We start from the raw sequence: 26,842 nt of genomic DNA on the forward strand, positions 1-26,842 counted from the left end.
CTCAGTCCCAGTCCAGGCCGCCACGGCGCCATTCGTAGACGAACGGCACGGTGATCAGGAACAGGAAGCCAAACATGGCGATCAGGCCGAACCCGGCGAGCTCGGTGAAGCTCACGGCCCACGGGTACAGGAAGACCACCTCGATATCGAAGACGATGAATGTCATCGCCACGATGTAGTACTTGATCGGAAACCGGCCGGCGCCCACGGAGTGGGGTGAGGGCTGGATGCCGCATTCGTAGGCATCCACCTTGACCTTGTTGTAGCGCTTCGGCCCGATGACGGCGCTGGCCGCGAGCCCACCGACCCCGAGGAGCAGGGCGAGCCCACCCATGATGAGCAACGGGATGTACGGGTTGGTCATGTCTCTTCCTCTCCCGCTCAGGCAGCCGGGACGATGCGGGTCAGGGCGGTGATGATGCGGTCCGTGGCGTCGCCACCGCGGGTGTCGTAGCTGTCCGAGAGCAGTTTGAGCACGAACTTCATGAGCAAGGGTCGCGGCAAGCCGTACTTCGTGCACACGCGCATCACGGCCGGTCGCTCGATCAGCTTGACGAAGTGACGTCCGAGCGCGAAGTAGCCACCCAGTTCGTCGCGCATGCGCACCGGGTAGGTGGCCAGGGTGCGCTCACGGGCGGCGTCGGAGGTGCGCGCGAGCGCCTGCCCGGCAACGTCGGCCGCGACCCGTCCGGCCTGCAGCGCGTACGCGATGCCCTCACCGTTGAACGGGGACACCATGCCGCCCGCATCGCCGACGAGCATCAGGCCGCGGCTGTAGTGGGGCTTGCGGTTGAAGGCCATCGGCAGAGCGGCGCCCCTGACCGGGCCCACCTGGTTCTCCGGGGTGAACTCCCACTCCGGCGGCGCGTTGCGCATCCACGCGGCCATCAGGGACTTGTAGTCCAGCTGGGTCGCCTTGGCGTTGGAGCTGACCGAGCCGAGGCCGACGTTCGCGAGGCCGTTGCCGAGCGCGAAGATCCAGCCGTAGCCGGGCAGCAGGTTCGACCTACCGGCCTCGCCGTCCCACAGCTCGAGCTGCGACTCCATCCACTCGTCGTCGTGGCGCGGGGTCTTGAAGTAGGTGCGTACGGCGACGCCCATCGGACGGTTGTCGCTCTTGGTGATCCCCAGCGACGTGGCCAGCCGCGCCGAGACACCGTCCGCGGCGATCACCACCGGAGCGCGCAGGGTGCGTTCGGAGCCCGCCTCTCCGCCGATCCGGCGACCCCGGCCGTCCACCTGTCGGACCGTGACCCCGACGACCCGGCCGGTGCGGTCGTCCGTGACCGGACCGGTGACGTTCATACCCTCCATCAGCTTCGCGCCGGTGGCGCGGGCGTGGTAGGCGAGCGTGGCGTCCAGATCCATCCGGGACTTGACCAGGCCGTAGTTCGGGTAGCGCTCGATCTCCGGCCAGGGCAGGTGGATGGTGTGCCCACCGCCGACGACGCGCAGCCCCTTGTTACGGATCCAGCCGTCCTCGGCCGGGGTGGGCACGCCCATCCGGACGAGTTCCGAGACGGCCCGCGGGGTCAGCCCGTCGCCACAGATCTTGTCCCGGGGGAAGGTGGCCTTCTCGAGCAGGAGCACTTCGCGGCCGGCCGCGGCCAGGTAGTGCGCCGCGGCGGCGCCGGCGGGTCCGGCACCGACGACGATGACATCCGCATCATCACCTGGTGCGTGTCCCACGCTGTCCACCTGTTCCCATCCTGAAATCGTGTCCTCACCGCCACCCTATTGCCGGGCGCACCCTACTTCTAACCGAGCGCGCGTGCGCTCCGGATCGCAGGTTTCACGGGGGGCGGCACCGGCGTGCAAGGCCGGCCACGCGCCTAGGCTACCCCCGCGACGACGAACCGTCCGGTTAGGTGACCCTCACCTCGAAAGTGGCGAATTTCCGGCCCATTTACGCGACATGAGGCTGCGCTAATTCTCCTCGGCGGTATGACACCTCACGCCCCACGCGGCCTCGGGCCGGCGCCGTCGGCGAGTTCGTCAGCGCTTCGTGCCGCGGTGCAGGGCGACGATGCCGCCGGTCAGGTTCCGGTACCCGACCGAGCGCCAGCCGACCGACTGCATCAGCTCCGCCAGGCGCACCTGGTCCGGCCAGCTCGCGATCGACTCGGACAGGTAGGAGTACGCCTCCGTGTTCGAGCTGACGAGGGCTGCGACGCGGGGCAGCACGTGGTCACGGTAGATGTCGTACATCCCCCGCCACGCGGGGTTCGGCGGCGTGGAGAACTCGCAGATCACGATCCGCCCGCCCGGGCGGGTCACCCGGTGCATCTCCTCGAGACCGGCAGCGGTGTCCGCGACGTTGCGCAGGCCGAACGAGATGGTGACCACGTCGAAGCTGTCGGAGGCGAACGGGAGTGCCATCGCGTCACCGACCACGAACGCCAGGTCCGGGCGGCGGCGCTTGCCGACGGCCACCATGCCCTCCGAGAAGTCGCACGGCACCACCTCGATGCCCGCGTCCGCGTAGTCCTCGCTGGAGGTGCCGGTACCGGCGGCGAGGTCGAGCACCCGCTCCCCCGGCCGAGCGTCGGTGGCGGCGAGCGTCGCCGTGCGCCAGAGCCGGTCCATCCCGAGGGACAGCACGTCGTTGGTGAGGTCGTACTTGCGGGCGACGTCGTCGAACATCCCCGCGACCTCGCGGGGGTCCTTGTCCAGGGTGGCGCGTGACATGGCTCCATCATGGCGCACCGCTGGGCATCCATCCGCAACGGCACCCGCTGACCGCGCACCCACCGGCACCGGCTCGTTCCTGGGACCAACGTCCCGCACCGGGCGCGATCCGGGTGTGCTCCGCCGGCGGTCGTGACACGGATCACCAGCCCGGACCACCACCGAGGACCTGCGCCGTCGCGAGGCGTCGCTAGGCTCATGGGTGATGACCGACGCAGCCCACCTGACCGCCAGTTCCACGCTTGTGGCGCGCACGATCGCCGTCCCCGCCGAGGGCCTGCCGGACCTGCTCGGCCTGCTGCCGGCCCCGGACGCGCGCGGCGCGGCAGCCTGGGTGCGCCGCGGCGAGGGCGTGGTGGGCTGGGGCGAAGCGGCCCGGATCACCACGGACGGTGTGGACCGGTTCGCGACCGCGGATGCGGCCTGGCGCTCGCTCACCGAGCACATGGTGGTCCGTGACGAGGTCGGCCTCCCGGGCACCGGCGCGATCGCCTTCGGCTCGTTCTCCTTCGCTCCCGACTCCCCGGCCGGCGGCGTGCTGGTGGTGCCGCAGATCGTGGTCGGACGGCGCGGCGACGCGGCCTGGGTGACGACCATCACCTCCGCGGCGGACCTTGTGCCGCCGCCGACGATCGCCGAGATCCGCGCCCGGGTCGCGCCGCCGCTGCCGGCACCCGCCGTGGAGTACGCCGACGGCGCGCTGACCCGCAGGCAGTGGCGGGCCCAGGTGGCCGCCGTCATCGACCTGATCCGGGGCGCCAAGGTCGGCAAGGTGGTGATGGCGCGGGACGTGCGCGCCGATCTGGACGGCCCGCTGGACGTCCGCCGGCTGTTGTCCAACCTCGGGCGCGACTACCGCTCCTGCTGGACCTTCGCCGTCGACGGCCTGGTCGGCGCCACCCCGGAACTGCTGGTGCGCCGTGAGCGTGGCCTGATCTCCTCCCGGGTGCTCGCCGGAACCATCCAGCGCAGCGGCGATGACGAGGCCGACCTGGCCCGGGCCGCATCCCTGGCCCGATCGTCCAAGGATCTTGAGGAGCACGAGTTCGCCGTCGACTCGCTGACCCGGTCGCTGGCTCCGTTCGCCGCGTCGACGAACGCGCCGGACGCCCCGTTCGTGCTGCACCTGCCGAACGTGATGCACCTGGCGAGCGACGTGACCGCGGTACTGGCCGGGCCGCACGCGCAGATGAGTTCGCTCGCCGTCGCGGCGGCGCTGCACCCCACCGCCGCCGTGTGCGGCACCCCGACCGACGTGGCCGCGCAGGTGATCGCCGACCACGAGCAGATGGACCGGGACCGTTACGCCGGTCCGGTGGGCTGGATCGGCGCGGACGGCGACGGCGAGTGGGGTATCGCACTGCGGTCGGCCCAGGTGGACGCGGACTCGCGCGGCCTGCGGCTGTTCGCCGGGTGCGGGATCGTCGCCGCGTCGGACCCGGCCGACGAGCTGGCCGAGTCCGACGCGAAGCTCGAGCCGATGCGCTCGGCCCTGGCTTCCTGACCGGTTCGGACCGGACTCAGGAGGCGGCCTCCCGGCTGGCCAGGGTGGTCTCGACCTCGATCGAGTCACCGCCCCGAATCACGGTCAGGGTGACGGTGTCACCGCTGTTGTAGGTGCGCACCCAGCCGGTCAGCGACTCTGCGCCGCTGACGGCGTGGTCGTCGATCTGCACGATGACGTCACCCTCCTGCAGGCCGGCGTCCGCGGCCGGGGTGCCGTCGCCGACCTGGGCGACGGAGGCGCCGGTCCGGGTGACGCCGTCGGCCGTCGCGGTGCCGTCCGTCAGGGACACCCCGAGGTAGGCGTGCTCGGCCGTGCCGTCGGCGATGAGCTGGTCGGCCACGTTCGTGGCCAGGTCGACCGGGATCGCGAAGCCGAGCCCGATGCTGCCCGAGGACTCACTCAGGGTGGCGATCGAGGACGTGATGCCGATGACGCGACCGTTCGCGTCGAACAGCGGGCCGCCGGAGTTGCCGGGGTTGACCGCGGCGTCGATCTGGATGGCGTTCGTGACCACCGCGTCCTGCGCCTGCCCGCCGCCGGTCGCGCTCACCGGCCGGTCGAGCGCGGAGACGATTCCCGTGGTGACGGTGCTGTCCAGGCCGAGCGGGTTGCCGACGGCCATGACCGACTCCCCCACCGCGAGGTCGTCGGAGGTGCCGAGGGTTGCCGCCTCGAGGTCCTCGGGCGGGTCGGTCAGCTCGATCACGGCCAGGTCGGTGGTCGGGTCGGTCCCGACGATCCTGGCCTCGAAGATCCGGCCGTCGGAGAGCGTCACGGTCAGGGACTGCGCGTCGGCGACCACGTGGTTGTTGGTCAGGATCAGGCCCGAGGAGTCGATGATGACCCCGGACCCGGCGCCACTGCCCGCGCTGGAGGAGAAGGTGATCGCGACGACGCTCGGCCGCACCTGGGCGGCGACGGCCTCCCAGTCGGGCGATCCGTCGGCGGAGACCGGAACGGTCACCGGCGCGTCGGCCTGGGTGAGGGTCCCGCTGGGCGAGGTGTTCTGGAGCAGCGCGGCGGTGCCACCGCTCGCGAGGCCGGCTGCCAGGACCGCCGCGGCGGTGATCGCGAGCCAGGTCCGCGGACGCTTCACCGTCGTGGCGGGGCCCGGCGGTGGGCCCTGCCAGCCGCCACCCGGACCGAACGTCGACGGCGGCGGCGTGGCACCGGCGGACCCGTTGCCCTGGGCAAGGGGGTGCGCGGCGGCGCCCTGGTACGGCGCACGGGCGCCGGCGGCGCCCTGGTACGGCGCACGGGTACCGGCGGCGCCCTGGTACGGCGCACGGGCACCGGCGGCACCTTGGTACGACGACCGCTGGGGCACGGCGGGAGCCGGCTGCGTCGGCACGGCCGGGGCGGCGGTGCCGGTTCCGGCGGCGCCACCGGTCGCGTTCGGGGTGTGCGAGGCGGCGTAGGCGTAGGGGTGGGTGGCGGCCTGGCCGGGGCCGGCCTGGCCCGCGGTGGCCCGACCCGGAGCTGCCTGGCCCCCCGGCGTGGCCGGGGCCTGCGGACGTTCGCTGTTCGGGGTGGCCCAGCCCGGCGTGGGGTTCGGTGTGCTCATCGGATCCTCCAAAGAATCGGTGTGAGCACTACTTCAGTCGATGGACCTTGCGATCACCTCGACCCCTCCTGGGAGGTTCCTGGGAGTTCCTCAGCCGTCCACGTCGGCAAGGGCCTCGGCCACGGCGTCGCGGATCCGCTCGGTGAGTGCCAGCGAGCGTGCCCGGGCGGTGGCCCCGTCCAGCCGCACCTCCACCACGCTGCGCCCGGGGCCCGGCTCGGCGAGCGCCGTCCCGAGCTCCGCGGCCGTGGCGACGAGGAGGTGGCGGGCACCGAAGCCCGCCGCGAGCGCGGCGACGTCCAGCCCCTGCGGTGTGGCGAACAGCCGGTCGAAGTCCCGGCTGTGGGCCGGGGCGCCGTGCTCGAGCGTGGCGAAGATGGAGCCGCCATCGTCGTTGAGCACGATCACCTGCAGGTCCACCTCGGCCTCGAGCCGGCCGCGGGCGAGGCCGCCGACGTCGTGCTGGAAGGTCAGGTCCCCGATCAGCGCGCGCACGGGCCCGCCGGTCGCCAGAGCGAGACCGGTCGCCGTGGAGATGGTGCCGTCGATGCCGGCCAGGCCGCGGTTGGCGAACACCCGCGCGGCCGGTTCGTGCTGCGCCACCGGGCCGGCGAGATCCGCGTCCCGGATCGACATCGAGGAGCCGAGCACCACCGTGCCACCGGCGGCGAGCACGGCCCGGGCCACACCCGGTCCGCCCAGCTCGTCACCGGCGAGCGCTCGTTCGGCGGCCGTCGAGGCCACGGCCCAGCGGCCGGCCCAGGCGCGCTCGTCGACGGTGATCTCGCCCGCCACCTCCACCGCGCCGAACACCCCCGCCGCGGTGCCGGCCACGTCCACCCAGTCCGGTCCCGGGCCGACCACGAACACCTGCGCGTCGGTGCGCGCCAGGAGCGCGGAGACCGGCCGGCTCAGCGTGGGCCGCCCGAACTGGACCACCCGCTCGATCCGCGGTCCGAGCTCGGGCTCGGAAAGGAGCGTCCGGTAGGCGGTGACCGCCCCTGGCGCGTGCCGGGCGCCGGAGCCGGGCTCGGCGAGCACCGGCCAGCCACTCGCGGCGGCGAGCCGGACGGCCGGAGCACCTGCGCCGTCGCCGGCCACGATCACGGTCCGCGGGCCGCGGTCCAGGACCACGGGCACCGCCGGCGCCACCGCGGGGCCGACGTCGGTGTGGGCCGCCGGCGCGGCACCCGGGACCCAGCCGTCGGCGGGCGCGAGCGGGTCCCGGAACGCGACGTTCAGGTGCACCGGGCCGGGATGCCCCGAGCGCAGCCCACGCGCGGCCGCGACGGCCCGCACCACGGCGGACCGCACCCCCCGCGTCGGCACCGCGTCGTCCGCCGGGAGCTCGCCGGACCAGCGCACCGCGGAGCCGAAGATGCCCACCTGGTCGGTGGTCTGGTTGGCGCCCACGCCCCGCAGCTCGTGCGGGCGGTCCGCGGTGAGCACCACCAGCGGGGCGCCCGAGTGCGCCGCCTCGAGGACCGCCGGGTGCAGGTTCGCCACGGCCGTGCCGGAGGTGGTCACCACCGCGGCCGGGCGGACCCGCGCGATGCCGAGGGCCACGAACGCGGCGCTGCGCTCGTCGATCCGGACGTGCAGGCGCAGCCAGCCGGCCCGCTCGCACGTCTGCAGGGCGTAGGCGAGCGGGGCACTGCGCGAGCCCGGGGCGAGCACCACGTCCCGCACGCCGGCGGCGACGAGTTCGGTCACCAGCGCGCGGGCGGTGGCCGCCGACGGAACCGGCATCCGGGGCAGGTCCGGGCCGGTCGACGGCCCGGTGGGCGCGCTCATCGCGTCCCCTCTCCCGGGGCGCCGGCGACGCCGGCCGGTTCCGGCAGCGGTAGGCCGGCGAGCGCCGCCACCGTCTGCAGCCGGTCCAGCCAGCGGGCGGTGACCGCATCGTCGGCCATGGTCGCGGCGAGAGCGGCCGGGTCCGGTTCGGGGCGGCGCACCTCGATCCTGCCGTCGACCGGGAGCAGCGGGTCAGCGACCACGTCGGCGGTGAGCAGGTGGACGGTGGCGAGGCCGCAGGCGTGCTCGAGCGTGGGCAGCGCCGCGGCCAGGGCCAGCCCGGCCGCGATGCCGACGGACGTCTCCAGGGCCGAGGAGACCACCACGGGCAGGCCGACCTCCTCGGCGATCCGCAGGGCGGCGCGGACCCCGCCGAGCGGCTGCACCTTCAGCACCACGATGTCCGCGGCCTCCGCGCGGACCACGGCCATCGGGTCCTCGGCGCGGCGGATGCTCTCGTCCGCGGCGATCGGCACGGAGCCCCGACGGCGCAGCGTGGCCAGGTCGGCCACGTCCGCGCACGGTTGTTCGGCGTACTCCAGGCCGCCCGCTGCGCGGTCGAGGACGGCGAGCCGGTCGAGCGCGGTGTCCAGGTCCCAGGCCCCGTTCGCGTCGATCCGGATTCGCCCGCCGGGTCCGAGCGCGCCCCGGACCGCCTCGAGGCGGGCTTGCTCGTCCGCCACGGACTGGCCGGGCTCGGCGACCTTGACCTTCGCCGTCGTGCAGCCGCCGGAGGCGGCCACGATCGCGGCCGCGCGGTCCGGCCCGACGGCGGGCACGGTGACGTTGACGGGGATGTGGGTGCGGACCGGCGCGGGCCAGCCGAGGGAGGCGGCTTCGTGCGCGGCCCGCCACCAGGCCGTCGACTCGGCGGCGTCGTAGTCCCAGAACGGGGAGAACTCGCCCCAGCCGGCCGGGCCGTGGATGAGCACGCCGTCCCGGGCATCCAGCCCGCGGAAACGGGTGCGCAGGGGCGTGGCGTAGACGCGGGGGCTCACCGGTTCAGGATAGGGGCCGGTGCCGGGCGGCGGCGGGTCCGGCCCGGGCGGGCGGTGCCTACCCGCGCCGGGCGCGGGTACCGGAGGCGGGCGAGCGGCGGGAACCCTCCGGTGCGGCGGCGTCCTAGAGTGTCAGCGTGACTGACTCCGCTCCGCTCCCCGCCAAGGTCTCCGACCTGTTCGACCCGCAGCGCTGGCGCGAGGTCCCCGGCTTCGACCTGACCGATATCACCTACCACCGCGGCGTCGACCGCACCGGCGGTGCTGGCGATCAGGCGCAGGACCTGCCCGTCGTCCGGATCGCGTTCGACCGGCCGGAGGTCCGCAACGCGTTCCGACCACACACCGTGGACGAGCTGTACCGGGCCCTCGACCACGCCCGGATGAGCCCGGACGTCGCCGCCGTGCTGCTCACCGGCAACGGCCCGAGCCCGAAGGACGGCGGCTGGGCGTTCTGCTCCGGTGGCGACCAGCGGATCCGGGGCCGGGACGGATACCGGTACGCCGAGGGCGAGCAGGCCGCGAGCATCGACCCGGCCCACGCCGGGCGCCTGCACATCCTCGAGGTGCAGCGACTGATGCGCACCATGCCCAAGCCGGTGATCGCCGTCGTCCCGGGTTGGGCCGCCGGCGGCGGGCACAGCCTGCACGTGGTCGCGGACCTGACGATCGCCTCGATCGAGCACGGCAGGTTCAAGCAGACCGACGCCGATGTCGCGTCGTTCGACGCCGGCTACGGTTCGGCACTGCTCGCGCGTCAGGTGGGCGACAAGCGCGCCCGGGAGATCTTCTTCCTGGCCCGGGAGTACTCCGCCGAGCAGGCGCGGGCGTGGGGCGCCATCAACGAGGCGGTCCCGCACGCGGAGCTCGAGGAGCGGGCCCTGGAGTGGGCGGCGATCATCGCCACGAAGTCGCCGCAGGCGATCCGGATGCTGAAGTTCGCGTTCAACATGGCCGACGACGGCCTGGCCGGGCAGCAGGTGTTCGCCGGCGAGGCCACCCGGTTGGCGTACATGACGGACGAGGCCGTGGAGGGCCGGGACGCGTTCCTGGAGCGGCGTCCGCCGGACTGGTCAGGCTTCCCGCACCACTTCTGAGTCGGCGTCTCAGCCGAGGAAGTACTCGGCGACGGTGCGCACGACCCAGCCGGCGGCGGCCGCGAGGCAGGTCAGCACGCCGAGCACCGCGAGCAGGGACAGCGTGGCGGGTAGCAGGGAGTCACGGACCGGGCGGGGCTGCGCTGCGCCCGCACCGAAGGGGGTCGACGGCGGCGCGTGCGTGCCGAGGCCGGGCTCGGCCCGGTCGGTGGTGCCGGTCCGGGCGGCGGGCGCCGGCTCGGCGACCCGGGAGCGCGCGGGTGCGGTGATGCGTACTGCGGCGGGTGCGGGGCTGATCGTGACCATGCCTCGATCCTGCTCTCCGTCGCCCGGGAGCACATCGGTCCGTGCGGGTGATTCGAGGGCGTTTCCATCCCCCCGGCGCCCGATGCGTTCGTCATCCCGGGGTCTGATGCGTGCGGACCGGCACCAGCGGTTCCACTCCTGGAGCAGTCACTCGGCGCGGGCTACTGCGCGTCCCGCCAGGCGACCGCGTCCCGGACCTGGGTCAGGTCGTACTCGGGTCCGGTGACCCCGACCGTGAACAGGCGAACCCCCTCGGCCGCGTAGGCCGCGGCCTCGTCGGCGCCGGGCCACGTGGTGGACCGGTCGATGACGGCCGGGTCCCGGCCCACGTCGGCGCAGTGCTGGGCCAGGATCGCGCTCTTGCGCTGCAGGGTCTCCAGGTCGGAGAACGAGTGCCAGATGTTCGCGTGCTCGGCCACCAGCCGCAGCGTCTTCCGCTCCCCGCCGCCACCGATGAGGATCGGGATCTCGCGCAGCGGGGCCGGGTTCAACTGCTCGAACCGGGACCGGATCCGGGGCAGGTACTCCTTGAGGAGGGCCAGTCTGCTACCCGGGGTTCCGAACTCGTAGCCGTAGTTGTCGTAGTCCTTCTCGTTCCAGCCGGCCCCGATGCCGAGGATCAGCCGACCGCCGCTGATGTGGTCCACGGTGCGCGCCATGTCCGCGAGCAGGTCCGGGTTGCGGTAGCCGCCGCCGGTGACCAGCGCGCCCAACTCGACCCGCTCGGTCTGCTCCGCCCAGGCCGCCAGCAGCGACCAGCACTCGAAGTGGTGGCCGTCGAGATCGCCGTTGAGCGGGTAGAAGTGGTCCCACGTGAAGATGATGTCCACGCCGGCATCCTCGGCGCGCAGCACCGCGTCACGGATCAGGCCGTAGTCGGGGGCGTGCTGGGGCTGGAGTTGGGCAGCGATACGCACGGGTGCGGACACGGGGCTCCCTGTTCTCTTCTCGAGGTCGGTACTCGTCGGGGTGGTCAGCCGACGGAGATCGAAGCGTTGGCGGTCGGCAGCAGCTCGACCCACGTGTTGCCCGGGGCCAGCTCGATGACCGTGCCGTCGGCGGTGGTCAGCGTGACGGGCGAGGCATCATCGGGCTTGGACCAGGTGCCGGTGATCGTCTGACCGCCGGTGGCCACGACCGCCTCGCCGGAGCCGACCACCACGGTCTCGGGCACGGGGGCGCCGCCCGGGTCCCGGTAGGAGGTCGTGACCACGTCGACGCGCAGCACCACGACGTTCACCGCGGTGAGCTGCCCGGTGTCGGTGGTGCCGGCGGGTGCGCCGTCCTCGGTGCGTAGCCAGAGGCCCTGACCGGCGTCCCAGGTCCAGCCCGGGTGCGCCTGCGGGAAGTTGACCGCGAGCGAGCTCGCGGGCGTACCGGCGGTGACGGCGGTGGCGGCCGCGGCGGTGCGGGCGAACGTGAACTGGGTCGGCGGCGCGGCGCTGTGCGCGTCGTCGGCCTGGTCGAGGAAGTCCTGTGGGGTGCCGTACAGGTTGTGCGGGGCGAACCGGTCCGAGGTCCGGAAGAAACCGGCCTGACCACCGTCGTGGCTGAGGACCTGCAGGCCGACGTTCCGCACCGCCTGAACGAACGGGGCCTGCCCACCGGAGAAGACGATCAGGCCGCCGTAGGCGGCGGAGATCCCGGCGTCCATCGGGCGCACCGAGCGCACCGGACCGACCTCCTCCGGGATCGCCGAGTGGTACACCGCGTTGAACCGGGTGATCCCGCCCTCGACCATCTGCTCCCAGACCACGTCGGCCGCCTGCAGGCCGGTCTGGGGCCGCGCGGCGTTGGAGTTCTCGATCTTGATGGACATCGCGGGCCGCGCCGCAGGCTCGCCGGCCACGCCCGTCAACGGCCACGCGACCACCGTGGCCGGCTCCGGCGGAGCGGCCTTGTCGACGACCACCTCCGGCGGGACCTCGACGATCTCGGTTGCCCCGTCCTGGGGGTCCTGCCCGGAGCACCCGGCGACCATGAGAAACGCGGCAACGATCGCGGTGGCGGTCCGGTGCCGGCGTCCGGCTCTGGTCGCGTTCAACATCGCGCCCACTCTAGCCCCAGCCGAAGCCACGTCCGTCTGGCTCCTAGGCTGGGTCCGTGCCCGAGTCCCCCGCCCCCAGTCAACCGACCCACGTGCCGGACTCCGACGATCTGCCGGTGCCCCCGCCACACGAGCTGCTCGCGGCGCTCGCCGCCGCCCTCGACGGCTCCGGTCCGGCGGTCGCGACCACCCCCGCGGCCGGCGCTGTCCGGGACCTGGCCCCCGCGGGCACCGCGGTCATCCTGACCACCTCGGGCTCGACGAGCGGCGTCGGCCGCCCGGTCTCGCTCGGCGCGGCGGCGCTGCGGGCCAGCGCGACCGCCACCGAGGCGCGCCTGGCCGGACCGGGCCAATGGCTGCTGGCACTGCCCACCGACCACGTGGCGGGCCTGCAGGTGCTGATCCGCTCGGTCCTGGCCGGAACCACGCCGGTCGTCATCCGGCCCGGCCGGTTCACGCCGGCCGCGCTGACCGCGGCGCTGCGCGCGATGCGCAGCGATGTGCCCCGGTACCTCTCCCTGGTCCCCACCCAGCTGGTGCGGGTCCTGGCCGACGGCGGGACATCGGTCGACCTGCTGCGCACCTGCGCCGCGGTGCTCGTGGGTGGCGCGGCCACCGCCGGGCCGGTGCTGGCTGCCGCCCGGGAGGCGGGCATCAACGTGGTGACCACCTACGGCATGACGGAGACCTGCGGTGGCTGCGTCTACGACGGCGTCCCCCTCGACGGCGTGGACGTGCACCTGGACGCGGACGCCAGGATCCATCTGGCCGGGGAGGTGCTCGCGAACGGCTATCTGGACGACGGTCCCGATCCGTTCGTGACGATCGAGGGCCGCCGGTGGCTGCGCACCGGGGACGCGGGCGCCCTCGACGGCGCCACGCTGACCGTGCTCGGCCGCGTGGACGACGTCCTCGTCACCGGCGGCGTCAACGTGCACCCGGCCGCGGTGGAGCGCGCCCTCGCCAGATTGGGCACCGTCGCGGAGGTGGCCGTGGTGGGGGTCCCGGACCCGGAGTGGGGCGAGTCGGTCACGGCCGTCGTGGTCCCCCGGCCCGGGGCCACCCCGCCCGACCTCGCCACCGTCCGTGCCGCCGCCGGCGGCGGGCCGGGGGCGCCGCGGGCGCTGCTCGTGCGCGAGTCCCTGCCGCTGCGCGGGCCCGGCAAGGTGGACCGGCTGACCCTGGCCGCGAGCGCCGCGGCGGACCTCGCCGCGGGCCTGGGCGAACGGCACGGCAATCAGCACGGCGGCGGGCCCGGCGGCGCGGGGCCCTGACGATCGGGCCGATATCCTCGCTTGCGCGCCCCATTCCGGGGCCGGCCCCACGTGAACGGAGTCCGCATGCCCTCGGTGAGTGACTGGCTCGAGGGAGCGCGGCTGCGCACCCTCCCGGCGGCGGTCGCACCCGTCCTGGCAGGCACCGGGGCGGCCGCGTTCGTGGGCTCGGCCTCCGTCGTGCGCGCGCTGCTCGCGGCCGGGGTGGCGCTGGCTCTGCAGGTGGGCGTGAACTTCGCGAACGACTACTCCGACGGCATCCGCGGCACGGACGACGTCCGGGTCGGGCCGCAACGGCTGACGGCATCGGGCGCCGTCCCACCGAAGCGCGTCAAGGCCGCCGCGTTCGCCGCGTTCGGGGTCTCCGGCCTGTTCGGGCTGGCCCTGTGCGCCGTGTCCGGCGTCTGGTGGCTGCTCGTCGTCGGGGTGGTCTGCGTGGTGGCTGCCTGGTTCTACACGGGCGGGCACTCCCCGTACGGGTACCGCGGCCTCGGCGAGGTGGCGGTGTTCGTATTCTTCGGGTTGGTCGCCACCCTCGGCACCACCTATTCACAGGCCCTGCGGATCACCGGTCCGGCCGTGCTCGGCGCGGTCGGGATCGGCCTGCTCGCCTGCGCCCTCCTGATGGCCAACAACATCCGCGACATCCCCACGGACTCGGTCGTCGGCAAGCACACCCTGGCCGTCCGGCTCGGCGAGCGCCGGGCCCGGGGCGCCTACGTGGCGATGCTCGTGACCGCGCTCCTCGCGGGGCTCGCCGTGGCCGTGTGGACCCCGTGGGCGCTACTTCTCCTGCTGCTGGCTCCGGTGGTGGTGATCCTCGCGCGCCGGGTCCTCGGCGGTGCCACCGGGCGCGACCTGATCGTCGTGCTCAAGAACACCGGCCTCCTCGAGCTCGCCTTCGGGTTCCTCCTCGGGGGCGCCCTTCTGCTCGGCGCCGGCTGATCGCGCCTGCTCCGCGAGGTCCGCCTCGGCGTCCTCGTCCGCGGCCTCCTCGGCCAGGCCCTTCGAGAACCGGTCCCCGTCGGCCCGCCGGGCCGCCATGGACTCGGCCGCGCGTCGACGCGGCTTCTCGAGCAGCACGTAGGACAGACCCGCCCCGACCAGCACCGCACCCAGCACGAGGAGCCAGCTGCGCAGCCCGAGCAGGTACAGCACGGCACCGGCGCCGACCACCAGCACGATCCGGAGCACACTGTAGATGAGGAGAGCCATGGACTCAGCGTAGGCTCTGGGAATGAGGTTCCTGCTCGTCCTGGCCATCATTGGCCTCATGACCTACGCCATCCTCGACGTCGCCCGGACCGAGGACCCCCGGCGACGCCTTGGGCTGCCTGCCTGGCTATGGGTGGCCGTGATCATCATCACCCCGGGGGTCGGCGCCCTCATCTGGCTGATCGCGTCCCGGCTCCTGACCATGGCCGGTGGTTCCGCCGACGGCGGAGCCGATGACTACCCGGCTCCCCGGGCCTCGCGCCGCCCGGCCCGGCCGGTCGCGCCCGACGACGACCCCGAGTTCCTGGCCGGGCTGAACCGCCCGACGCCGCCCGAGGTGACGAAGTCACCTGAACCGCCGGTGCCCCCGGTACTGCCCACGAGCGGACCGGGTGCCCGCGTGGAGTCCCCCGATGATGGCGAGGATGACACCGAACGGCCGGATGGGCGCCGCACCGGCCCGAAACCCGGCGACACCGAGGACCGCGCGTAGCGACCACGCATCGGTACCCGCGATCGTTGCCCTCCCGCGTCCGTTGCCCCGGACCCGCGGCCGGTGCCGCTGACGCAGTACCTCCCGCGTCAGGCAGTACCTCCCGCCGTCACACAGAAATCCCCGCCTGAAGAAGAACCGCAGAACCTACTTCTTCAGGCGCGAGGTACTGCCTCACGGGCGATCCCGGTGAGCGGGGCGCGCTGGCGTGGGCAGGTCAGACAGGTCCTGGCGTGGGCAGGTCAGACAGGTCACACGCCGGCGTAGGAGTGCTTGCCGCTGAAGAAGATGTTCACGATGTAGAAGTTGGCGAGCACCGCCATGAACCCGACGAGCGCGAAGTAGGCGAACTTCTCGGCCGCCCAGCCCGTCGTGACCCGGGCGTGCAGGTACGCGGCGTAGATCACCCAGATCACGAAGGTCCAGGTCTCCTTCGGGTCCCAGCCCCACGGGCGGCCCCAGGCGTGCTCGGCCCAGACCGCACCGGCGACGAGCGTGAACGTCCAGGCCACGAAGCCGACGGCGTTGAGCCGGTAGGCGAGCCGCTCCATGTTCGCCGACGGCGGCAGCGAACCGACGATCCGGGAGCCGAACGTCGCGCTGGGCTGCGTGGACGGCTCGGCGACCGCGGTCGCCGTCGCAGAAGTGCCGCCGGCCGCACCGGAGGTGACCTCCGCCGTCGCCCCGGACGCCGCCATGGCGGCGGAGCCCGCCGATACCGTCGCGCGCTCGCTGCGCGCCTTGACCAGCTGGGCTATCGAGATCATCGCCGCCAGCCCGGAGAGGCCGGTGGCGAGTGTGGCCACGGACACGTGGATCACCAGCCAGTAGCTGCGGAGGGCGGGCTGGACGCCGTCGGCCTCCACGTACAGCACGGCGACCGCGAGCATCAGCGCGAGGAACGCGAGCATCGACACCGCGACGCCGAGGTAGCGCACGTCGCGCCGGGTCTGCAGGCCGAGGAAGATGGCGACCACGAAGAACGTGAACATCAGGGTGAACTCGTACATGTTCGCCCATGGCACCCGCCCGGCGGCCAGGCCGCGCACCACGATCGCGACGAACTGCAGCCCGGCGCCGAGCCACATCGTCGACAGGCCGATCCCGGCGGCGCGGCGCCTGCGATCCTTGGGTGCACCGACGCCGAGCGCGCTCACGTCCACCGCGAACGCGATCATCGCGACCACGTACGACGCCATCGCCCCATAGATCAGCAGCGTGCTGATGTCCCCGAGATCGCTGTTCACCGGTCCTCCTTCGACGTTGCGGCCTGATCGGACTCCAGGACCGCCAGGACCCGGTCCAACTCGCGCTGTAGACCGGGATCGTCGCCGCGGGCCAACGCCGCCGCGGAGACCACTGTAGCCCCGTCGGCCCCAGCCACCAGGCGCACCCAGATCCGGCGCCGTGGCAGGAACAGCGAGGCCACCAGTCCCGCGAACGCGAGGCCGGCGAACACCCCCATCCACACGATCGACGGGTCGTAGCGCACGTCGAACGCGGCGAAGCGGGGCAGGTCCTCGAACGTGATGGTGCCGAGCCCGTCCGGTAGTTCCACGGACTCCCCCGGCCGCAGCACCACCTGGACCGGGGCCTCGGTCCCGTCCTCGGCGGTGGTCAGCACCTGCTCCATGTCCGTGGTGTCCAGCAGATAGAGGTTCTGCGGCACCCCGTTGTCCAGGCCGAGGTCCCCGACCCACACGTTGAGCACCACCGCCGGGTCCAGGGGCTGGGGGTAGGCGGACCCGATCAGGTTGCCCTCCTCATCCGCGGCAGCCGTGGGCAGCAGCACCCCGTTGAAGCCGAGCTGGCGTTCACCGCCGTTCGCGTCCGGCACCATCACCACGCCGTTGGAGGCGTAGTTCGGGTCCGCGGTGGGCAGGAACGGGACGGCGCCGGAGAACGCCACCTCGCCGCTGCCGTCGGTCACGGTGAACCGTGGCGCGAAGCCGTTCCCGGTGAGGTAGATCCGGGTGTCGTCGGTCTCCAGCGGGTGGTTGACCCGGACGTCCGCGGTGCGGGTACTGCCGTCGGTCTCGGTGAGAGTCACCCCGGCCACGAAGTCCCGGGCCTGGGAGTCGACCGTGAACTCGGACTCGAACGAGTCCAGGCGGACCCGGAACGGCTCCTGGGCGTCGGCGCCGTACCAGCTGCCGGTGTCGAAGGAGTCGAAGTCGAGCGGGGCGTTCACGAACGTGTCCCCCTGGACCACGACGACCTGGCCGCGGTAGTGCACCAGCTGCCCCCACGCCGTCACCACGAGCAGGCCGACCAGGGCCAGGTGGAAGACCAGGTTGCCGGTCTCGCGGCCGAAACCACGCTCGGCAGAGATGGTCAGCGCCGTCCTCGTCTCGCCGTCGGCGGTCCGGCCGCGCTCGCTCGCGAGCCGGCGCCGGTACCGGCGCCCGAGGGCGGCGTCGAGACGCCTCCGGACCTGCTCCGGCGTCCCGGCGGCCCGGGCCTGGCCGCGCACGTCGAACCGGGTGAACCGGCTCGGCACCCGGGAGGGCTCGGCGCGCAGGTTCTTCAGGTGCACCCAGGTGCGCGGGAGGATGCAGCCGATCAGGGAGACGAACAGCAGCAGGTAGACCGCGGAGAACCACGGCGAGGCGTACACGTCGAACAGGTGCAGCGAGTCCAGCAGGTCCGCCGTGTCCGGGTGGTCGAGGAAGTACTGCTGCACCGCGTTCGGGTCGGAGGTGCGCTGCGGGAAGAACGCGCCTGGCAGGGCCACGACCGCGAGCAGCAGCAGCAGGAGCAGTGCCACCCGCATGCTGGTCAGCTGCCGCCACGTCCACCGCAGCCACCCCCGTACGCCGAGCCTGGCGTCGCCACGGGGGCTACCGCTCCCCCGGCCACCCGACGGCGGCCGAGGCCCCGTGGAGCCCGCGCCGCGCCCGCCGCCGGCCCGCTTCGGGGCGGGTTCGATCCCGTCGGCGGCGTCGTCGGTCGTCGCCAGCCCTTCCGGTTCGTACCTTGTCGCCACTCAGATCACCGTCACGAATCCGTCGATGAAGCCCTGCAGCCAGTTCGCCAGCCAGGACCACACGCCGGTGATCAGCGCCAGGCCGAGCAGCACGAGCAGGCCCCCGCCCAGGCGCATGATCAGCAGCCGGTGCCGCCGCAGGAAGGCCATCATCGCCGCCGAGGACTTCAGGCCGAGGGCGACGAGCACGAACGGCAGGCCGAGACCGAGGCAGTACGCGATCACGAGCGTCATCGCCCGGCCGAGGTCGCCGCCGTCGATCGCGAGCGCCTGGACGGCCCCGAGCGTTGGGCCGATGCACGGCGCCCAGCCGAGGCCGAACACGATGCCGAGCAGCGGTGCGCCCCACACCCCGGCCTTCGGGCTCATGTGGAACCGGCGTTCGCGCTGCAGGAACGGCACCGCCCCGAGGAAGGCCAGGCCCATCAGCAGCACCAGGACGCCGAGCACCCGGGTGATGACGTCCTGCCAGCGGAACAGGTACATGCCCACCGAGGTCAGCGCCAGGGTCATCAGGGCGAACACCAGGGTGAAGCCGGCGACGAAGCCGAGGATGCCGAGCACCAGCCGGGCCCTCGATCCGTTCGAGGCCTTCGAGCCGCCGCGCGCGGAACCACCCGCATCAGCACCGACCATGCCGCCGACGAACCCGAGATAGCCGGGCACCAGCGGCAGTACGCATGGCGACGCGAACGAGACGAACCCGGCCAGCAGGGCGATCGGGACCGCCGCCACCATGGACCCGGAGAAGACGGTCTCGGCGAACGTGCGACTGAGCTGCTCGAGCCAGGTCATGGCAGCTCGGCCGGCCGGGGGACGCCGATCATGCGCCGGCTGCGAGTTCGTCGTCGATGAGCCCGCGCAGGATCGTCGGGTCGGCGATCCCGATGATCCGTGCGGCCACGCGGCCCTCGGTGTCGAGGACCACGGTGCTCGGCATCGCGGTCAGCGGGACCACGCCCTGCATCGCCGCGACGCCCGCGGCGTCGTCGTCGTCCAGGCTCGGGTAGGGCAGCTCGAACCGGCGCTCGAACGACTGCGCGGTGCCGGCGTCGTCGGTGTGGTTCACGCCGAGCAGGTGCACGCCCGCATCGGAGTAGTCTCCTGCGATCGCAGCCAGGTCCGGCGCCTCGGCACGGCACGGCGGGCAGGCCGCGTACCAGAAGTTCACCACGACGACGTCCCCACGCCAGTCCGCGATATCGATCGGCTCCTCGGCGTAGGACTGCCCGGCCAGCTCGACCACGTCCCCGCGTTCGGACGCGGCCCAGGACTCCACCGAACCGTCACCGGAGACGTAGCTCCCGTTCGCGCCGTCGGTGGCCGACGGCGTCGGCTCGTTCGCGCAGCCGGCGAGCACCAGCGCTCCGGCAAGCAGACCCAGCGCTGTGAGCCGCGCTCGGCGCACGGCCTGCCCGGTCGGACGGGCCCGCCTCACGGAAGCACCGCCGTCGTCGCATCGGGCAACAGGTCCGCGCACGGCTCGGTGTAGTCGACCGCGAGCAGCGTGCCGCGCTCGAACGTCAGCGTGGTCAGCGACGCCAGGGTCAGGCGCCGGCGGCGCGGGTCGTGCAGCATGGACTTGCCCAGGATCGTGCTGCGGGCCACCCAGATCGGCAGCTGGTGGGAGACGATCACGGCTTCGTGACCGTCGGCCGCGGTGCGGGCGTCGCGGATCGCGGCGAACATCCGCTCGGCCTGCTCGGCGTACGGCTCGCCCCAGGACGGGCGCAAGGGGTTGACGAGCTTGGCCCAGTGCGCGGGGTTCAGCAGCTCCGCCGGGTTTTTCCCGACGGTCGAGCCCTCGAAGTAGTTCTCGGCCTCGATCACCCGCTCGTCCGTGCGCACCGGCAGGTCGAACGCGGCCGCGAGCGGTGCGGCGGTCTCCTGGGCCCGCTGCAGCGGCGAGGCGACCAGGTGCACCAGGTCCGCACCGCGCACGGTGAAGGTGTCCGCGATCCGCTGTGCCATCTGGTGACCGCGCTCGGAGAGCCCGTAGCCCGGGATGCGCCCGTACAGGACGCGATCGGGGTTGTGGACCTCACCATGACGCAACAGGTGGACGGTGGTACGCGACATGGCCCCAGTCTCGCAAAGTTTTCGCCGATGCCACGCACCCGCGTCATCCGAAGTGGGACCGGACCTCCTCGTCGATCTGGCTGAACGCCGCACCGAGGGCCAGGAGCTGGTCCCGCGTGAGCACGTCCACCAACCGGCGGCGGACCGAGGCCACGTGCACCGGGGCCGCGGCCTCCAGTTGCGCCCTACCGGCGTCGGTGAGCATGCAGTCCACGCCACGTCCGTCCTGGGCGCTGCTGCACCGGGACACCAGGCCGGCGCGCTCCATCCGGCTGATCGTATGCGTCAGCCGCGAGCGCGAGTGCACGAGTTCCTCCGCGAGGACCGACATTCTCAAGACCCGGCCGGGCGCCTCGGAGAGCCGCACCAGCACCTCGTACTCGTTCAGGCTGAGGCCGGCACCGTGTTCTAGATCACGACCAAGTGCGTCGAAGAGGACGGACGTGCCGGTCAGCAGCGCCCGCCAGGCCACCTGCTGTTCGGCGTCGAGCCAGCGCACCGGCGTGCCCGGCGGCGCCTCGGTCGACGTGTCGATGGGCGTCTGTGTCATGGGACCTGCTCCTACTCCTGATCGCTGCTGAGGTTGCTCCGCGGAATCACCCCTTGACATCAGCCTAGGTCTCCGGCATCCTCATTACTACAACGTTCAACTACTCGTTCAAGCAATTCCGATCCCACCCGAGGAGCACCCAGCATGAGCAACGTCATCCCCGCCGGCACATACGTCATCGACGCCAGCCACAGCGAAGTCGGTTTCCAGGTCCGCCACTCCGGCATCGCGAAGGTCAAGGGCCGCTTCACCGAGTTCTCCGGCTCGTTCACCGTGGCCGAGAACTTCGCAGACTCCTCCGCGACCGTGACCATCGCCGCCGGCTCCGTGCACACCGGCAACGAGGGCCGCGACGGTCACCTGACCAGCGCGGACTTCTGGGACGCGGCGACCAAGCCCGAGTGGACCTTCGTGTCCACCTCCGTCGAGGGCTCCGGAGAGGAGTTCGCCCTGATCGGTGACCTCACCGTGAACGGCGTGACCAAGCCGGTCACCCTCGATGTCGAGTTCAACGGCGCACTTGCCGACGCCACCGGCGCCGACAAGGTGGGCTTCTCCGCCAGCACCGAGATCTCCCGCAAGGAGTTCGGGCTGACCTGGAACGTCGCCCTCGAGGGTGGCGGCCTGCTGGTCGGCGACAAGGTCAAGCTCTCGATCGAGGTCGAGGCCGTCAAGGAGCTCGCGTCGGTCAACGCCTGACCACTCGCACGCCGGGGCACCGTCCCCGAGCTGTCGAACACTGACGAACACTGACGACGGAGCGCAGCCCGATCGGGCTGCGCTCCGTCGTCGTTCGTGCCAGGAATCGCTGCAAGGAGTCAGTGCAGCGCCTTGCGGATCCGCTCCGGGTCGATGCGCCAGTACCCGACCTGCACGCCGTCGACCGTGACCACCGGAACCAGCTCGCCGTAGCGCTCCTGCAACCCGGGGTCGGCGTCGATGTCAACCTCGGCCCACGCGACGCCGTCGGGCTCACAGACCGCGCGCACCGCGCGCCGGGCGGTCTCACAGAGGTGACATTCGCGCCTGCTGAACAACGTGACCCGCGGCGTAGCGCCGTCGGTCGTGCCCGTCTCGGCCATACGGGACATCGTATCGACCACCCGGTCCACGGCCGCCGACCGGCACGCGGAACGTGGGCCCGACGCGCTCGACGGTGCCGGCCGGCCGCGGCCGGTCGCGGGCATCGGTGACTACAGTGAGGTGGTGTCAGCCGACCAGTCGCCGGAGCGCGCGCCCATCCGGGCCGCCGCATTCTTCGACGTCGACAACACGATCATCCGAGGTGCGTCCGCGTACCACCTGGCCCGTCGGCTGTACCAGCGGGGGTTCTTCCGTCGCCGCGACATCGTCTACTTCGGCCTCCACTCGGTCTACTACCTGACGTTCGGGGAACGGCTCAGCGCCATCGACGAGCTCCGGGGGCGCGCTCTCGGCCTGATCGAGGGCCACTCGGTCGCGGAGGTCGCGGCCATCGCCGACGAGGTCTACGACGAGGTGCTCGCGGACCGGGTGTTCCCGGGCACCCGGGAACTCATCGAGGCGCACCTGCGGGCCGGTGACCAGGTGTGGATCATCACCGCCGGGCCTCGCGAGCTCGGCGACCTGGTCGCCCGCCGGCTGGGCGCGACCGGGGCGCTCGCCACCGTCGCGGAGTCGCGCGACGGCTTCTACACCGGGCGGCTGGTCGGGCACATGATGCACGGCGAGCACAAGGCGGACGGTGCGCGCGGGATCGCTGCCGACCAGGGACTGGACCTGGCCCGGTCCTCGGCCTACGGCGATTCCGTGAACGACGCGCCCCTGCTGGGCCTCGTCGGGCACCCGTTCGCGATCAATCCCGATGCGCGACTGCGCAGGTACGCCGCCGAGCGCGGCTGGCAGGTGCGCGACTTCCGCCGTCGACGGCGGGACGTACGGCGCGGGGTCCGCACCGCCTCCTGGGCCGGTGCCGTGTGGGTGACCGCCGTGGCAGCCCGCGCCGTGGTGCGGCGCCTACGCGGCTGAGCGTTCGCCGTCGGCAGTTTCGCCGTCGGGCCGGCGGCAGCGCACGCGCGCGAACCGCCCCGGAACGCACGAAACCGGACGCCTGCACCGAAACGGGACCATGGCCGGTCCGGTTCCGGTCGAAGGGTCCGGTCTCGGCAAGGGCTGGGTGCACGAGCACCCAGCGCCGGCGGGCGGAACGCCCGCGAAAGCTACTTCTTGTTGCGTCGCTGGTGACGCGTCTTGCGAAGCAGTTTGCGGTGCTTCTTCTTCGACATCCGCTTGCGACGCTTCTTGATGACAGAACCCATGGGACCTCACTACAGCTGGGATGAGCACCGCCGCGAGCCCGGACGGAAGCCGAGCGGCTCCGGCCGAATCTCGACGGAGACTCACCGATGAACAGAGAACTTACGACGGGGTGCTTGCCGACGCCGACCCGGTCGGGGCGCACGCACAGAAAGAGACCAGTACCGCATCTCCCAGGTATCCTACCCGGCCGCGGTCAGCGCCCGGTTCCGGTCCCCTCCCAGGAACCAAGACCGTCGGAGAGCATCTCCTGCACGGCCGCCTGAGGCACGCGGTAGGACTTGCCGACCCGGATCGCGGGGAGCTCGCCCGCGTGCACCATCCGGTACACGGTCATCCGGGAGACCCGGGCCAACTCGGCGACCTCGGCCACGGTGAGGAAGCGCGGCGCCTCGGCCTCAGCCACGTGCCTCACCCCTCCCCGATCTCCGGTGCCCGTCGGCGGACACACCCGCTGTCATGCGTGCCAGGTGAGCGCCCCGAAACGGGCGCGCAGAGGCACAGGAGTAAATCTTAGGGGGTCACGGACCCGTTCGGGAATCGAATGGCGCAAAATTCATGCCGTGAGTGGGTCGAGTCCGTGCCACGGGAACACGCTGCGGCGGGTCGCCATGATGGCGCGGTCGACCGGATCGTCCGGGTCGAACCCATCCACCCAGGTCCGGAACGTCACGTCCACGCCGTCGCCCATCGTCCGGGGTGCGTCCAGGTCCCCGAGTGCGGCGACCTCCTCGCGCCAGGACGCGGGCACCGGCGTCGAGCCCGGCAGGTCCACGCCGGCGCTCACCGCGACGAGGTGGGCCCAGGCCCGCGGCACCGTGGAGAGGATGTCGTAGCCACCGCCGCCGGTCGCGAGCCAGCGCCCCCCGGCGTGGCGCTCGGCCAGCTCACCGATCAGCACCGCCGCGGCGCGCAGCCCGTCCATCGAGATGTCCATGGTGGTCAGCGGGTCCCGGCGGTGGGTGTCGCAGCCGTGCTGGCTGACGACGACCTGCGGGGCGAACTCCTCGGCCAGCGGCGCCACCACGGCTTCGATGGCGCGCAGCCAGGGGACGTCCGAGGTGTGCGCGGGCAACGGCACGTTCACCGCGCTGCCGCGGGCGTTCGGCCCACCGACATCCTGAGCGAAACCGGTCCCTGGAAACAGGGACTCCCCGCTCTGGTGCACCGAGACCGTGACCACCCGGGGGTCGTCCCAGAAGGCCCGCTCCACACCGTCGCCGTGGTGGGCATCGATGTCCACGTACAGGACCCGCTCACACCCGTGCTCCAGCAGCCACTGGATCGCTGCCGCGACGTCGTTGTAGATGCAGAAGCCGGACGCCGCGGCCGCCATCGCGTGGTGCATGCCGCCGGCGAGGCTGACCGCGTGCCGGGACCGGCCGGACCAGACCTCCTCCGCGCCCGCCACGGTCGCACCGACGATCCGCGCAGAGGCCTCGTGCACCCTCGGGAAGACCGGGTTGTCGGTGGTGCCCAGGCCCCGGACCAGGTCGGGGCGGCCGTCACCACCGGCGCGGACCGCGGCGATGAAATCCCGGTCATGCACCGTCGCGAGCAGCTCGTCGCTGGCCTCGGCGGCCTCGAGCGTGCGCAGCCCCGGCGTGTCCAGGAGGCCGAGCGCGCGGATCAGATCCATCGTGAGTCGCAGCCGGGCGGGTGCCATCGGGTGCCCGACGCCGAAGTCGTATCCCAGCAGCTCGGAACTCCAGGCAAGTGCGACGGACGCGGGCGGCGTGGGCATGGTTCACCGTAACGCCACCAGCGTTTTGGTGGCACAGTAGGCTCCGCATCGTCGGGACAGGGGTGAGGAGAGCGGGTGGCGCGAGAGATCCCGTCGTTGCTACGCGCCGGACGCGATGCCGTCGATGCCATCGCCCGGCACTCGCCCGCCCGGCTGACCCTGATGGTCTTCCTCGGGGTGATCGCGGTCGTCACCGCGCTGTTGTCGCTGCCGATCGCGACCACCAGCGGCGAGTCGGCACCGTTCATGAATGCGCTGTTCATGGCCACCTCGGCCGTGTGCGTCACCGGCCTGACGATCGTGGACGTGGCCAGCTACTGGTCCACGTTCGGGCACGTGGTGATCATGTTCGCGATCATGGTCGGCGGCCTCGGTGTGATGACCCTGGCCTCGATCCTCGGGCTGGCCGTGTCCCGCCGGATCGGGCTGACCCAGCGCCTGCTCGCCGCGCAGGAGACGAAGACCACCCGGCTCGGGGAGGTCGGCACGCTGATCCGGGCGGTCATCATCGCCTCGCTGAGCCTGACCACGGTGCTCGCGATCGTGCTCATCCCCCGGTTCCTGACGTTGGGCGAGAGCCTGGGCTCGGCGGCCTGGAACGGGTGGTTCCTGGCGGTCTCGATCTTCAACAACGCCGGTATCGGGATCCTCCCCGGGGGCCTGAACGCCTACGTCGGGGACTGGTGGATGTGCCTGCCGATCATCGTCGGCACGTTCGTCGGCGCGCTCGGTTTCCCGGTGATCCTGTCCGTGGCGACCAACCTGCGCCAGCCGCGCCGGTGGACGCTGCACGCGAAACTCACTCTGATCACCAGCGCCGGGCTGTTCGTTCTCGGTGCGGTGCTCATCGGTGCCTTCGAATGGACCAACCCGGCCACGTTCGGCAGTCTCCCGGTGGGCGACCGGATCGTCGGATCGCTGCTCGCCGGCGTCACACCGCGCTCGTCCGGGTTCTCCACGGTCGACATCGGCGAGATGCGCGAAGCCACCTGGTTCATGCAGGACGCGCTGATGTTCGTCGGCGGGGGTAGCGCCTCCACGGGCGGCGGGATCAAGGTGACCACGTTCGCGGTGATGCTGCTGGCCATCGTCGCCGAGGCCCGCGGCGACCGGGACATCGAGGCCTTCGGGCGCCGGATCGAGCTGAGCATCGTCCGGTTGGCGATCGCGGTGTCCTTCATCGGCGCCACGTTCGTGGGCCTGGCCACCCTTGCTCTGCTGGTCCAGACGGACCTGCACCTGGACGTGATCCTGTTCGAGGTGATCTCGGCGTTCGCGACGTGCGGTCTGAGCACCGGAATCACGGAGGACCTGCCGACGTCGTCGCACTACGTGCTGGTCACGCTGATGTTCGCGGGCCGGACCGGGACAATGACACTTGCTGCCGCGCTCGCCCTGCGTCAACGACGCCGGGTCATCCGGATGCCCGAGGAGAGGCCGATCATTGGTTGAGAACAGAGCACGAGGGAACACGGCCAAGGCCGCGCGGCCGAGCAGCGATGCCGGGGTGCTGGTGGTCGGGCTCGGCCGCTTCGGCGCCTCGCTCGCCGCCACCCTCGACGAGCTGGGCCGCGACGTGCTGGCCGTGGAGCGCGACCCGGACCTGATCCAGACCTGGAGCGGGCGGCTGCCACTGGTGGAGGCCGACGCCACGAACGCCGACGCGCTGGTCCAGCTCGGCGCCAAGGACTTCCCGATCGCGGTGGTCGGCGTCGGCACGTCGCTGGAGGCGAGCGTGCTGATCACCGCGAACCTGGTGGATCTGGGCACGCCGCTGATCTGGGCCAAGGCGATCTCCGCCGAGCACGGCCGGATCCTGCAGCGCATCGGCGCGCACCACGTCGTCTACCCCGAGCACGACGCCGGCGCCCGGGTGGCGCACCTGGTCTCCGGGCGGATGCTGGACTTCATCGAGCTCGAGGACGGGTTCACGATCGTCAAGATGCGCCCGCCGCAGGAGACGCACGGGTTCACCGTCGGCGAGTCGCACATCCGCAAGAAGTACGGGGTCACCGTGATCGGTGTGAAGCCGCCGGGGCAGCCGTTCGAGTACGCGACCGAGAGCACCCGCATCGATGCGGAGGACACCCTGATCCTCTCCGGTGACACGGTGCTGCTGGAGAAGTTCGCGCGCCGGCCCTGAGCGCCGCCAGCCGCCGCCCGACGGCGGGGGTTGCCCCAGTTGTGTCCCCGGCGGGTGGTCGC

At 72.4% G+C, this 26,842-nt stretch carries 28 protein-coding genes and 1 pseudogene; 9 read left to right on the forward strand and 20 right to left on the reverse strand.

What is annotated here, in order from left to right:
- Position 1 precedes the first annotated feature (1 nt).
- The 3 genes from KCQ71_RS17940 to KCQ71_RS17950 form a co-directional block, all read right to left on the reverse strand.
- Positions 2 to 364 (reverse strand): NADH-quinone oxidoreductase subunit A, encoded by a 363-nt coding sequence (locus KCQ71_RS17940; protein WP_156741496.1) that lies wholly within the window; start codon positions 362 to 364, stop codon positions 2 to 4.
- Positions 365 to 381: 17 nt separating this feature from the next.
- Positions 382 to 1,689, reverse strand: a complete 1,308-nt coding sequence (locus tag KCQ71_RS17945) for a geranylgeranyl reductase family protein (protein WP_223408432.1) — start codon at positions 1,687 to 1,689, stop codon at positions 382 to 384.
- A gap of 306 nt (positions 1,690 to 1,995) precedes the next feature.
- Positions 1,996 to 2,688, reverse strand: coding sequence for a demethylmenaquinone methyltransferase (locus tag KCQ71_RS17950; protein WP_223408434.1), 693 nt, complete (start codon positions 2,686 to 2,688; stop codon positions 1,996 to 1,998).
- A gap of 205 nt (positions 2,689 to 2,893) precedes the next feature.
- On the opposite strand from KCQ71_RS17950, the gene KCQ71_RS17955 reads away from it, so the two are divergent.
- A complete protein-coding gene (locus KCQ71_RS17955) occupies positions 2,894 to 4,192 on the forward strand; it encodes an isochorismate synthase (RefSeq protein ID WP_223408436.1) in 1,299 nt (432 codons plus the stop codon).
- Between the two features lie 16 nt (positions 4,193 to 4,208).
- Here KCQ71_RS17955 and KCQ71_RS17960 read toward each other — a convergent pair whose 3' ends face one another.
- The 3 genes from KCQ71_RS17960 to KCQ71_RS17970 form a co-directional block, all read right to left on the reverse strand.
- Complete coding sequence (locus KCQ71_RS17960; protein ID WP_223408438.1) at positions 4,209 to 5,759, reverse strand: S1C family serine protease; 1,551 nt, start codon at positions 5,757 to 5,759, stop codon at positions 4,209 to 4,211.
- A 90-nt stretch (positions 5,760 to 5,849) separates the two neighbouring features.
- Entirely contained in the window at positions 5,850 to 7,553 is a 1,704-nt protein-coding gene (menD, locus tag KCQ71_RS17965; RefSeq protein ID WP_223408440.1) for a 2-succinyl-5-enolpyruvyl-6-hydroxy-3-cyclohexene-1-carboxylic-acid synthase, read from the reverse strand.
- Entirely contained in the window at positions 7,550 to 8,551 is a 1,002-nt protein-coding gene (locus KCQ71_RS17970) for an o-succinylbenzoate synthase (protein WP_223408442.1), read from the reverse strand. The genes menD and KCQ71_RS17970 overlap by 4 nt, the downstream gene beginning before the upstream one ends.
- 137 nt (positions 8,552 to 8,688) lie before the next feature.
- Here KCQ71_RS17970 and KCQ71_RS17975 point away from each other — a divergent pair, with 137 nt between their 5' ends.
- Positions 8,689 to 9,648, forward strand: a complete 960-nt coding sequence (locus tag KCQ71_RS17975; RefSeq protein WP_223408444.1) for a 1,4-dihydroxy-2-naphthoyl-CoA synthase — start codon at positions 8,689 to 8,691, stop codon at positions 9,646 to 9,648.
- A 9-nt stretch (positions 9,649 to 9,657) separates the two neighbouring features.
- Here the strand turns inward: KCQ71_RS17975 and KCQ71_RS17980 are convergent, their stop codons facing one another.
- The 3 genes from KCQ71_RS17980 to KCQ71_RS17990 all read right to left on the reverse strand — a co-directional run bounded on the left by KCQ71_RS17980 (position 9,658) and on the right by KCQ71_RS17990 (position 12,001).
- Positions 9,658 to 9,954 (reverse strand): hypothetical protein, encoded by a 297-nt coding sequence (locus KCQ71_RS17980; protein ID WP_223408445.1) that lies wholly within the window; start codon positions 9,952 to 9,954, stop codon positions 9,658 to 9,660.
- Between the two features lie 161 nt (positions 9,955 to 10,115).
- Entirely contained in the window at positions 10,116 to 10,883 is a 768-nt protein-coding gene (locus KCQ71_RS17985) for an LLM class F420-dependent oxidoreductase (RefSeq protein ID WP_223408447.1), read from the reverse strand.
- 44 nt (positions 10,884 to 10,927) lie between these two features.
- The gene (locus KCQ71_RS17990; RefSeq protein WP_223408449.1) at positions 10,928 to 12,001 is read right to left on the reverse strand and encodes a DUF3048 domain-containing protein; all 1,074 of its coding nucleotides are present in this window, start codon (positions 11,999 to 12,001) and stop codon (positions 10,928 to 10,930) included.
- Between the two features lie 56 nt (positions 12,002 to 12,057).
- Between KCQ71_RS17990 and KCQ71_RS17995 the strand changes: the two genes are divergently transcribed.
- Complete coding sequence (locus tag KCQ71_RS17995) at positions 12,058 to 13,275, forward strand: AMP-binding protein (protein ID WP_223408451.1); 1,218 nt, start codon at positions 12,058 to 12,060, stop codon at positions 13,273 to 13,275.
- A gap of 66 nt (positions 13,276 to 13,341) precedes the next feature.
- A complete protein-coding gene (locus tag KCQ71_RS18000) occupies positions 13,342 to 14,220 on the forward strand; it encodes a 1,4-dihydroxy-2-naphthoate polyprenyltransferase (protein WP_223408453.1) in 879 nt (292 codons plus the stop codon).
- 93 nt (positions 14,221 to 14,313) lie between these two features.
- Here the strand turns inward: KCQ71_RS18000 and KCQ71_RS18005 are convergent.
- Positions 14,314 to 14,550 (reverse strand): annotated as a pseudogene (locus KCQ71_RS18005) (DUF4229 domain-containing protein); the annotation flags it as partial.
- On the opposite strand from KCQ71_RS18005, the gene KCQ71_RS18010 reads away from it, so the two are divergent.
- Positions 14,513 to 14,983, forward strand: a complete 471-nt coding sequence (locus KCQ71_RS18010) for a PLD nuclease N-terminal domain-containing protein (protein ID WP_223408455.1) — start codon at positions 14,513 to 14,515, stop codon at positions 14,981 to 14,983. The pseudogene KCQ71_RS18005 and the gene KCQ71_RS18010 overlap by 38 nt on opposite strands.
- 251 nt (positions 14,984 to 15,234) lie before the next feature.
- Here the strand turns inward: KCQ71_RS18010 and ccsB are convergent, their stop codons facing one another.
- From ccsB to KCQ71_RS18040, 6 genes are read right to left on the reverse strand one after another with little or no spacing between them, the layout of a single operon-like run.
- Positions 15,235 to 16,230, reverse strand: a complete 996-nt coding sequence (gene ccsB / locus KCQ71_RS18015; RefSeq protein ID WP_223408457.1) for a c-type cytochrome biogenesis protein CcsB — start codon at positions 16,228 to 16,230, stop codon at positions 15,235 to 15,237.
- Positions 16,227 to 17,969 carry a cytochrome c biogenesis protein ResB gene (gene resB / locus KCQ71_RS18020; RefSeq protein ID WP_223408460.1) on the reverse strand — a complete coding sequence of 581 codons (1,743 nt, stop codon included), beginning with the start codon at positions 17,967 to 17,969 and terminating at the stop codon, positions 16,227 to 16,229. The genes ccsB and resB overlap by 4 nt, the downstream gene beginning before the upstream one ends.
- A complete protein-coding gene (locus KCQ71_RS18025) occupies positions 17,970 to 18,764 on the reverse strand; it encodes a cytochrome c biogenesis CcdA family protein (protein ID WP_223408461.1) in 795 nt (264 codons plus the stop codon).
- Between the two features lie 28 nt (positions 18,765 to 18,792).
- The gene (locus KCQ71_RS18030) at positions 18,793 to 19,407 is read right to left on the reverse strand and encodes a TlpA family protein disulfide reductase (RefSeq protein WP_223408463.1); all 615 of its coding nucleotides are present in this window, start codon (positions 19,405 to 19,407) and stop codon (positions 18,793 to 18,795) included.
- Positions 19,404 to 20,048: a histidine phosphatase family protein gene (locus KCQ71_RS18035; protein WP_223408465.1), complete on the reverse strand. Its 645-nt coding sequence runs from the start codon at positions 20,046 to 20,048 to the stop codon at positions 19,404 to 19,406. Before KCQ71_RS18035 ends, KCQ71_RS18030 begins: the two co-directional genes overlap by 4 nt.
- Positions 20,049 to 20,091: 43 nt before the next feature.
- Positions 20,092 to 20,598 carry a MarR family winged helix-turn-helix transcriptional regulator gene (locus KCQ71_RS18040; protein ID WP_223408467.1) on the reverse strand — a complete coding sequence of 169 codons (507 nt, stop codon included), beginning with the start codon at positions 20,596 to 20,598 and terminating at the stop codon, positions 20,092 to 20,094.
- 144 nt (positions 20,599 to 20,742) lie between these two features.
- On the opposite strand from KCQ71_RS18040, the gene KCQ71_RS18045 reads away from it, so the two are divergent.
- A complete protein-coding gene (locus KCQ71_RS18045; RefSeq protein ID WP_223408469.1) occupies positions 20,743 to 21,297 on the forward strand; it encodes a YceI family protein in 555 nt (184 codons plus the stop codon).
- A 119-nt stretch (positions 21,298 to 21,416) separates the two neighbouring features.
- Here the strand turns inward: KCQ71_RS18045 and KCQ71_RS18050 are convergent, their stop codons facing one another.
- Complete coding sequence (locus KCQ71_RS18050) at positions 21,417 to 21,680, reverse strand: glutaredoxin family protein (RefSeq protein WP_223408471.1); 264 nt, start codon at positions 21,678 to 21,680, stop codon at positions 21,417 to 21,419.
- Between the two features lie 124 nt (positions 21,681 to 21,804).
- Here KCQ71_RS18050 and KCQ71_RS18055 point away from each other — a divergent pair, with 124 nt between their 5' ends.
- Positions 21,805 to 22,605 (forward strand): HAD family hydrolase, encoded by an 801-nt coding sequence (locus KCQ71_RS18055; RefSeq protein WP_223408473.1) that lies wholly within the window; start codon positions 21,805 to 21,807, stop codon positions 22,603 to 22,605.
- A 191-nt stretch (positions 22,606 to 22,796) separates the two neighbouring features.
- On the opposite strand, the gene KCQ71_RS18060 is transcribed toward KCQ71_RS18055, so the two are convergent.
- The 3 genes from KCQ71_RS18060 to KCQ71_RS18070 form a co-directional block, all read right to left on the reverse strand.
- Positions 22,797 to 22,895 carry a 30S ribosomal protein bS22 gene (locus tag KCQ71_RS18060; RefSeq protein WP_005504750.1) on the reverse strand — a complete coding sequence of 33 codons (99 nt, stop codon included), beginning with the start codon at positions 22,893 to 22,895 and terminating at the stop codon, positions 22,797 to 22,799.
- Positions 22,896 to 23,089: 194 nt separating this feature from the next.
- On the reverse strand, positions 23,090 to 23,299 hold the full coding sequence (locus KCQ71_RS18065; RefSeq protein WP_154792838.1) for a helix-turn-helix domain-containing protein: 210 nt from the start codon (positions 23,297 to 23,299) through the stop codon (positions 23,090 to 23,092).
- A gap of 150 nt (positions 23,300 to 23,449) precedes the next feature.
- Complete coding sequence (locus KCQ71_RS18070; protein WP_223408475.1) at positions 23,450 to 24,637, reverse strand: acetoin utilization protein AcuC; 1,188 nt, start codon at positions 24,635 to 24,637, stop codon at positions 23,450 to 23,452.
- Between the two features lie 75 nt (positions 24,638 to 24,712).
- Here KCQ71_RS18070 and KCQ71_RS18075 point away from each other — a divergent pair, with 75 nt between their 5' ends.
- Together KCQ71_RS18075 and KCQ71_RS18080 are read left to right on the forward strand one after the other, a co-directional pair.
- Entirely contained in the window at positions 24,713 to 26,089 is a 1,377-nt protein-coding gene (locus KCQ71_RS18075; protein ID WP_223408477.1) for a TrkH family potassium uptake protein, read from the forward strand.
- Positions 26,082 to 26,780, forward strand: a complete 699-nt coding sequence (locus tag KCQ71_RS18080) for a potassium channel family protein (protein ID WP_223408479.1) — start codon at positions 26,082 to 26,084, stop codon at positions 26,778 to 26,780. The genes KCQ71_RS18075 and KCQ71_RS18080 overlap by 8 nt, the downstream gene beginning before the upstream one ends.
- Positions 26,781 to 26,842: the final 62 nt, after the last annotated feature.

It is taken from the genome of Occultella gossypii (assembly GCF_019947135.1).
In the GTDB taxonomy this organism is placed as follows: domain Bacteria; phylum Actinomycetota; class Actinomycetes; order Actinomycetales; family Beutenbergiaceae; genus Occultella; species Occultella gossypii.

Bases quoted from the DNA above. Each gene is read 5' to 3' on its own strand.
- KCQ71_RS18035 (WP_223408465.1), bottom strand. From the start codon at position 20,048: ATGTCGCGTACCACCGTCCACCTGTTGCGTCATGGTGAGGTCCACAAC.
- KCQ71_RS17990 (WP_223408449.1), bottom strand. From the start codon at position 12,001: ATGTTGAACGCGACCAGAGCCGGACGCCGGCACCGGACCGCCACCGCG.
- KCQ71_RS18010 (WP_223408455.1), top strand. From the start codon at position 14,513: ATGAGGTTCCTGCTCGTCCTGGCCATCATTGGCCTCATGACCTACGCC.
- KCQ71_RS18070 (WP_223408475.1), bottom strand. From the start codon at position 24,637: ATGCCCACGCCGCCCGCGTCCGTCGCACTTGCCTGGAGTTCCGAGCTG.
- KCQ71_RS18050 (WP_223408471.1), bottom strand. From the start codon at position 21,680: ATGGCCGAGACGGGCACGACCGACGGCGCTACGCCGCGGGTCACGTTG.
- KCQ71_RS17955 (WP_223408436.1), top strand. From the start codon at position 2,894: ATGACCGACGCAGCCCACCTGACCGCCAGTTCCACGCTTGTGGCGCGC.
- menD (WP_223408440.1), bottom strand. From the start codon at position 7,553: ATGAGCGCGCCCACCGGGCCGTCGACCGGCCCGGACCTGCCCCGGATG.
- KCQ71_RS18025 (WP_223408461.1), bottom strand. From the start codon at position 18,764: ATGACCTGGCTCGAGCAGCTCAGTCGCACGTTCGCCGAGACCGTCTTC.
- KCQ71_RS18045 (WP_223408469.1), top strand. From the start codon at position 20,743: ATGAGCAACGTCATCCCCGCCGGCACATACGTCATCGACGCCAGCCAC.
- KCQ71_RS18060 (WP_005504750.1), bottom strand. From the start codon at position 22,895: ATGGGTTCTGTCATCAAGAAGCGTCGCAAGCGGATGTCGAAGAAGAAG.
- KCQ71_RS17940 (WP_156741496.1), bottom strand. From the start codon at position 364: ATGACCAACCCGTACATCCCGTTGCTCATCATGGGTGGGCTCGCCCTG.
- KCQ71_RS17960 (WP_223408438.1), bottom strand. From the start codon at position 5,759: ATGAGCACACCGAACCCCACGCCGGGCTGGGCCACCCCGAACAGCGAA.
- KCQ71_RS17980 (WP_223408445.1), bottom strand. From the start codon at position 9,954: ATGGTCACGATCAGCCCCGCACCCGCCGCAGTACGCATCACCGCACCC.
- KCQ71_RS17950 (WP_223408434.1), bottom strand. From the start codon at position 2,688: ATGTCACGCGCCACCCTGGACAAGGACCCCCGCGAGGTCGCGGGGATG.
- KCQ71_RS18000 (WP_223408453.1), top strand. From the start codon at position 13,342: ATGCCCTCGGTGAGTGACTGGCTCGAGGGAGCGCGGCTGCGCACCCTC.
- KCQ71_RS18040 (WP_223408467.1), bottom strand. From the start codon at position 20,598: ATGACACAGACGCCCATCGACACGTCGACCGAGGCGCCGCCGGGCACG.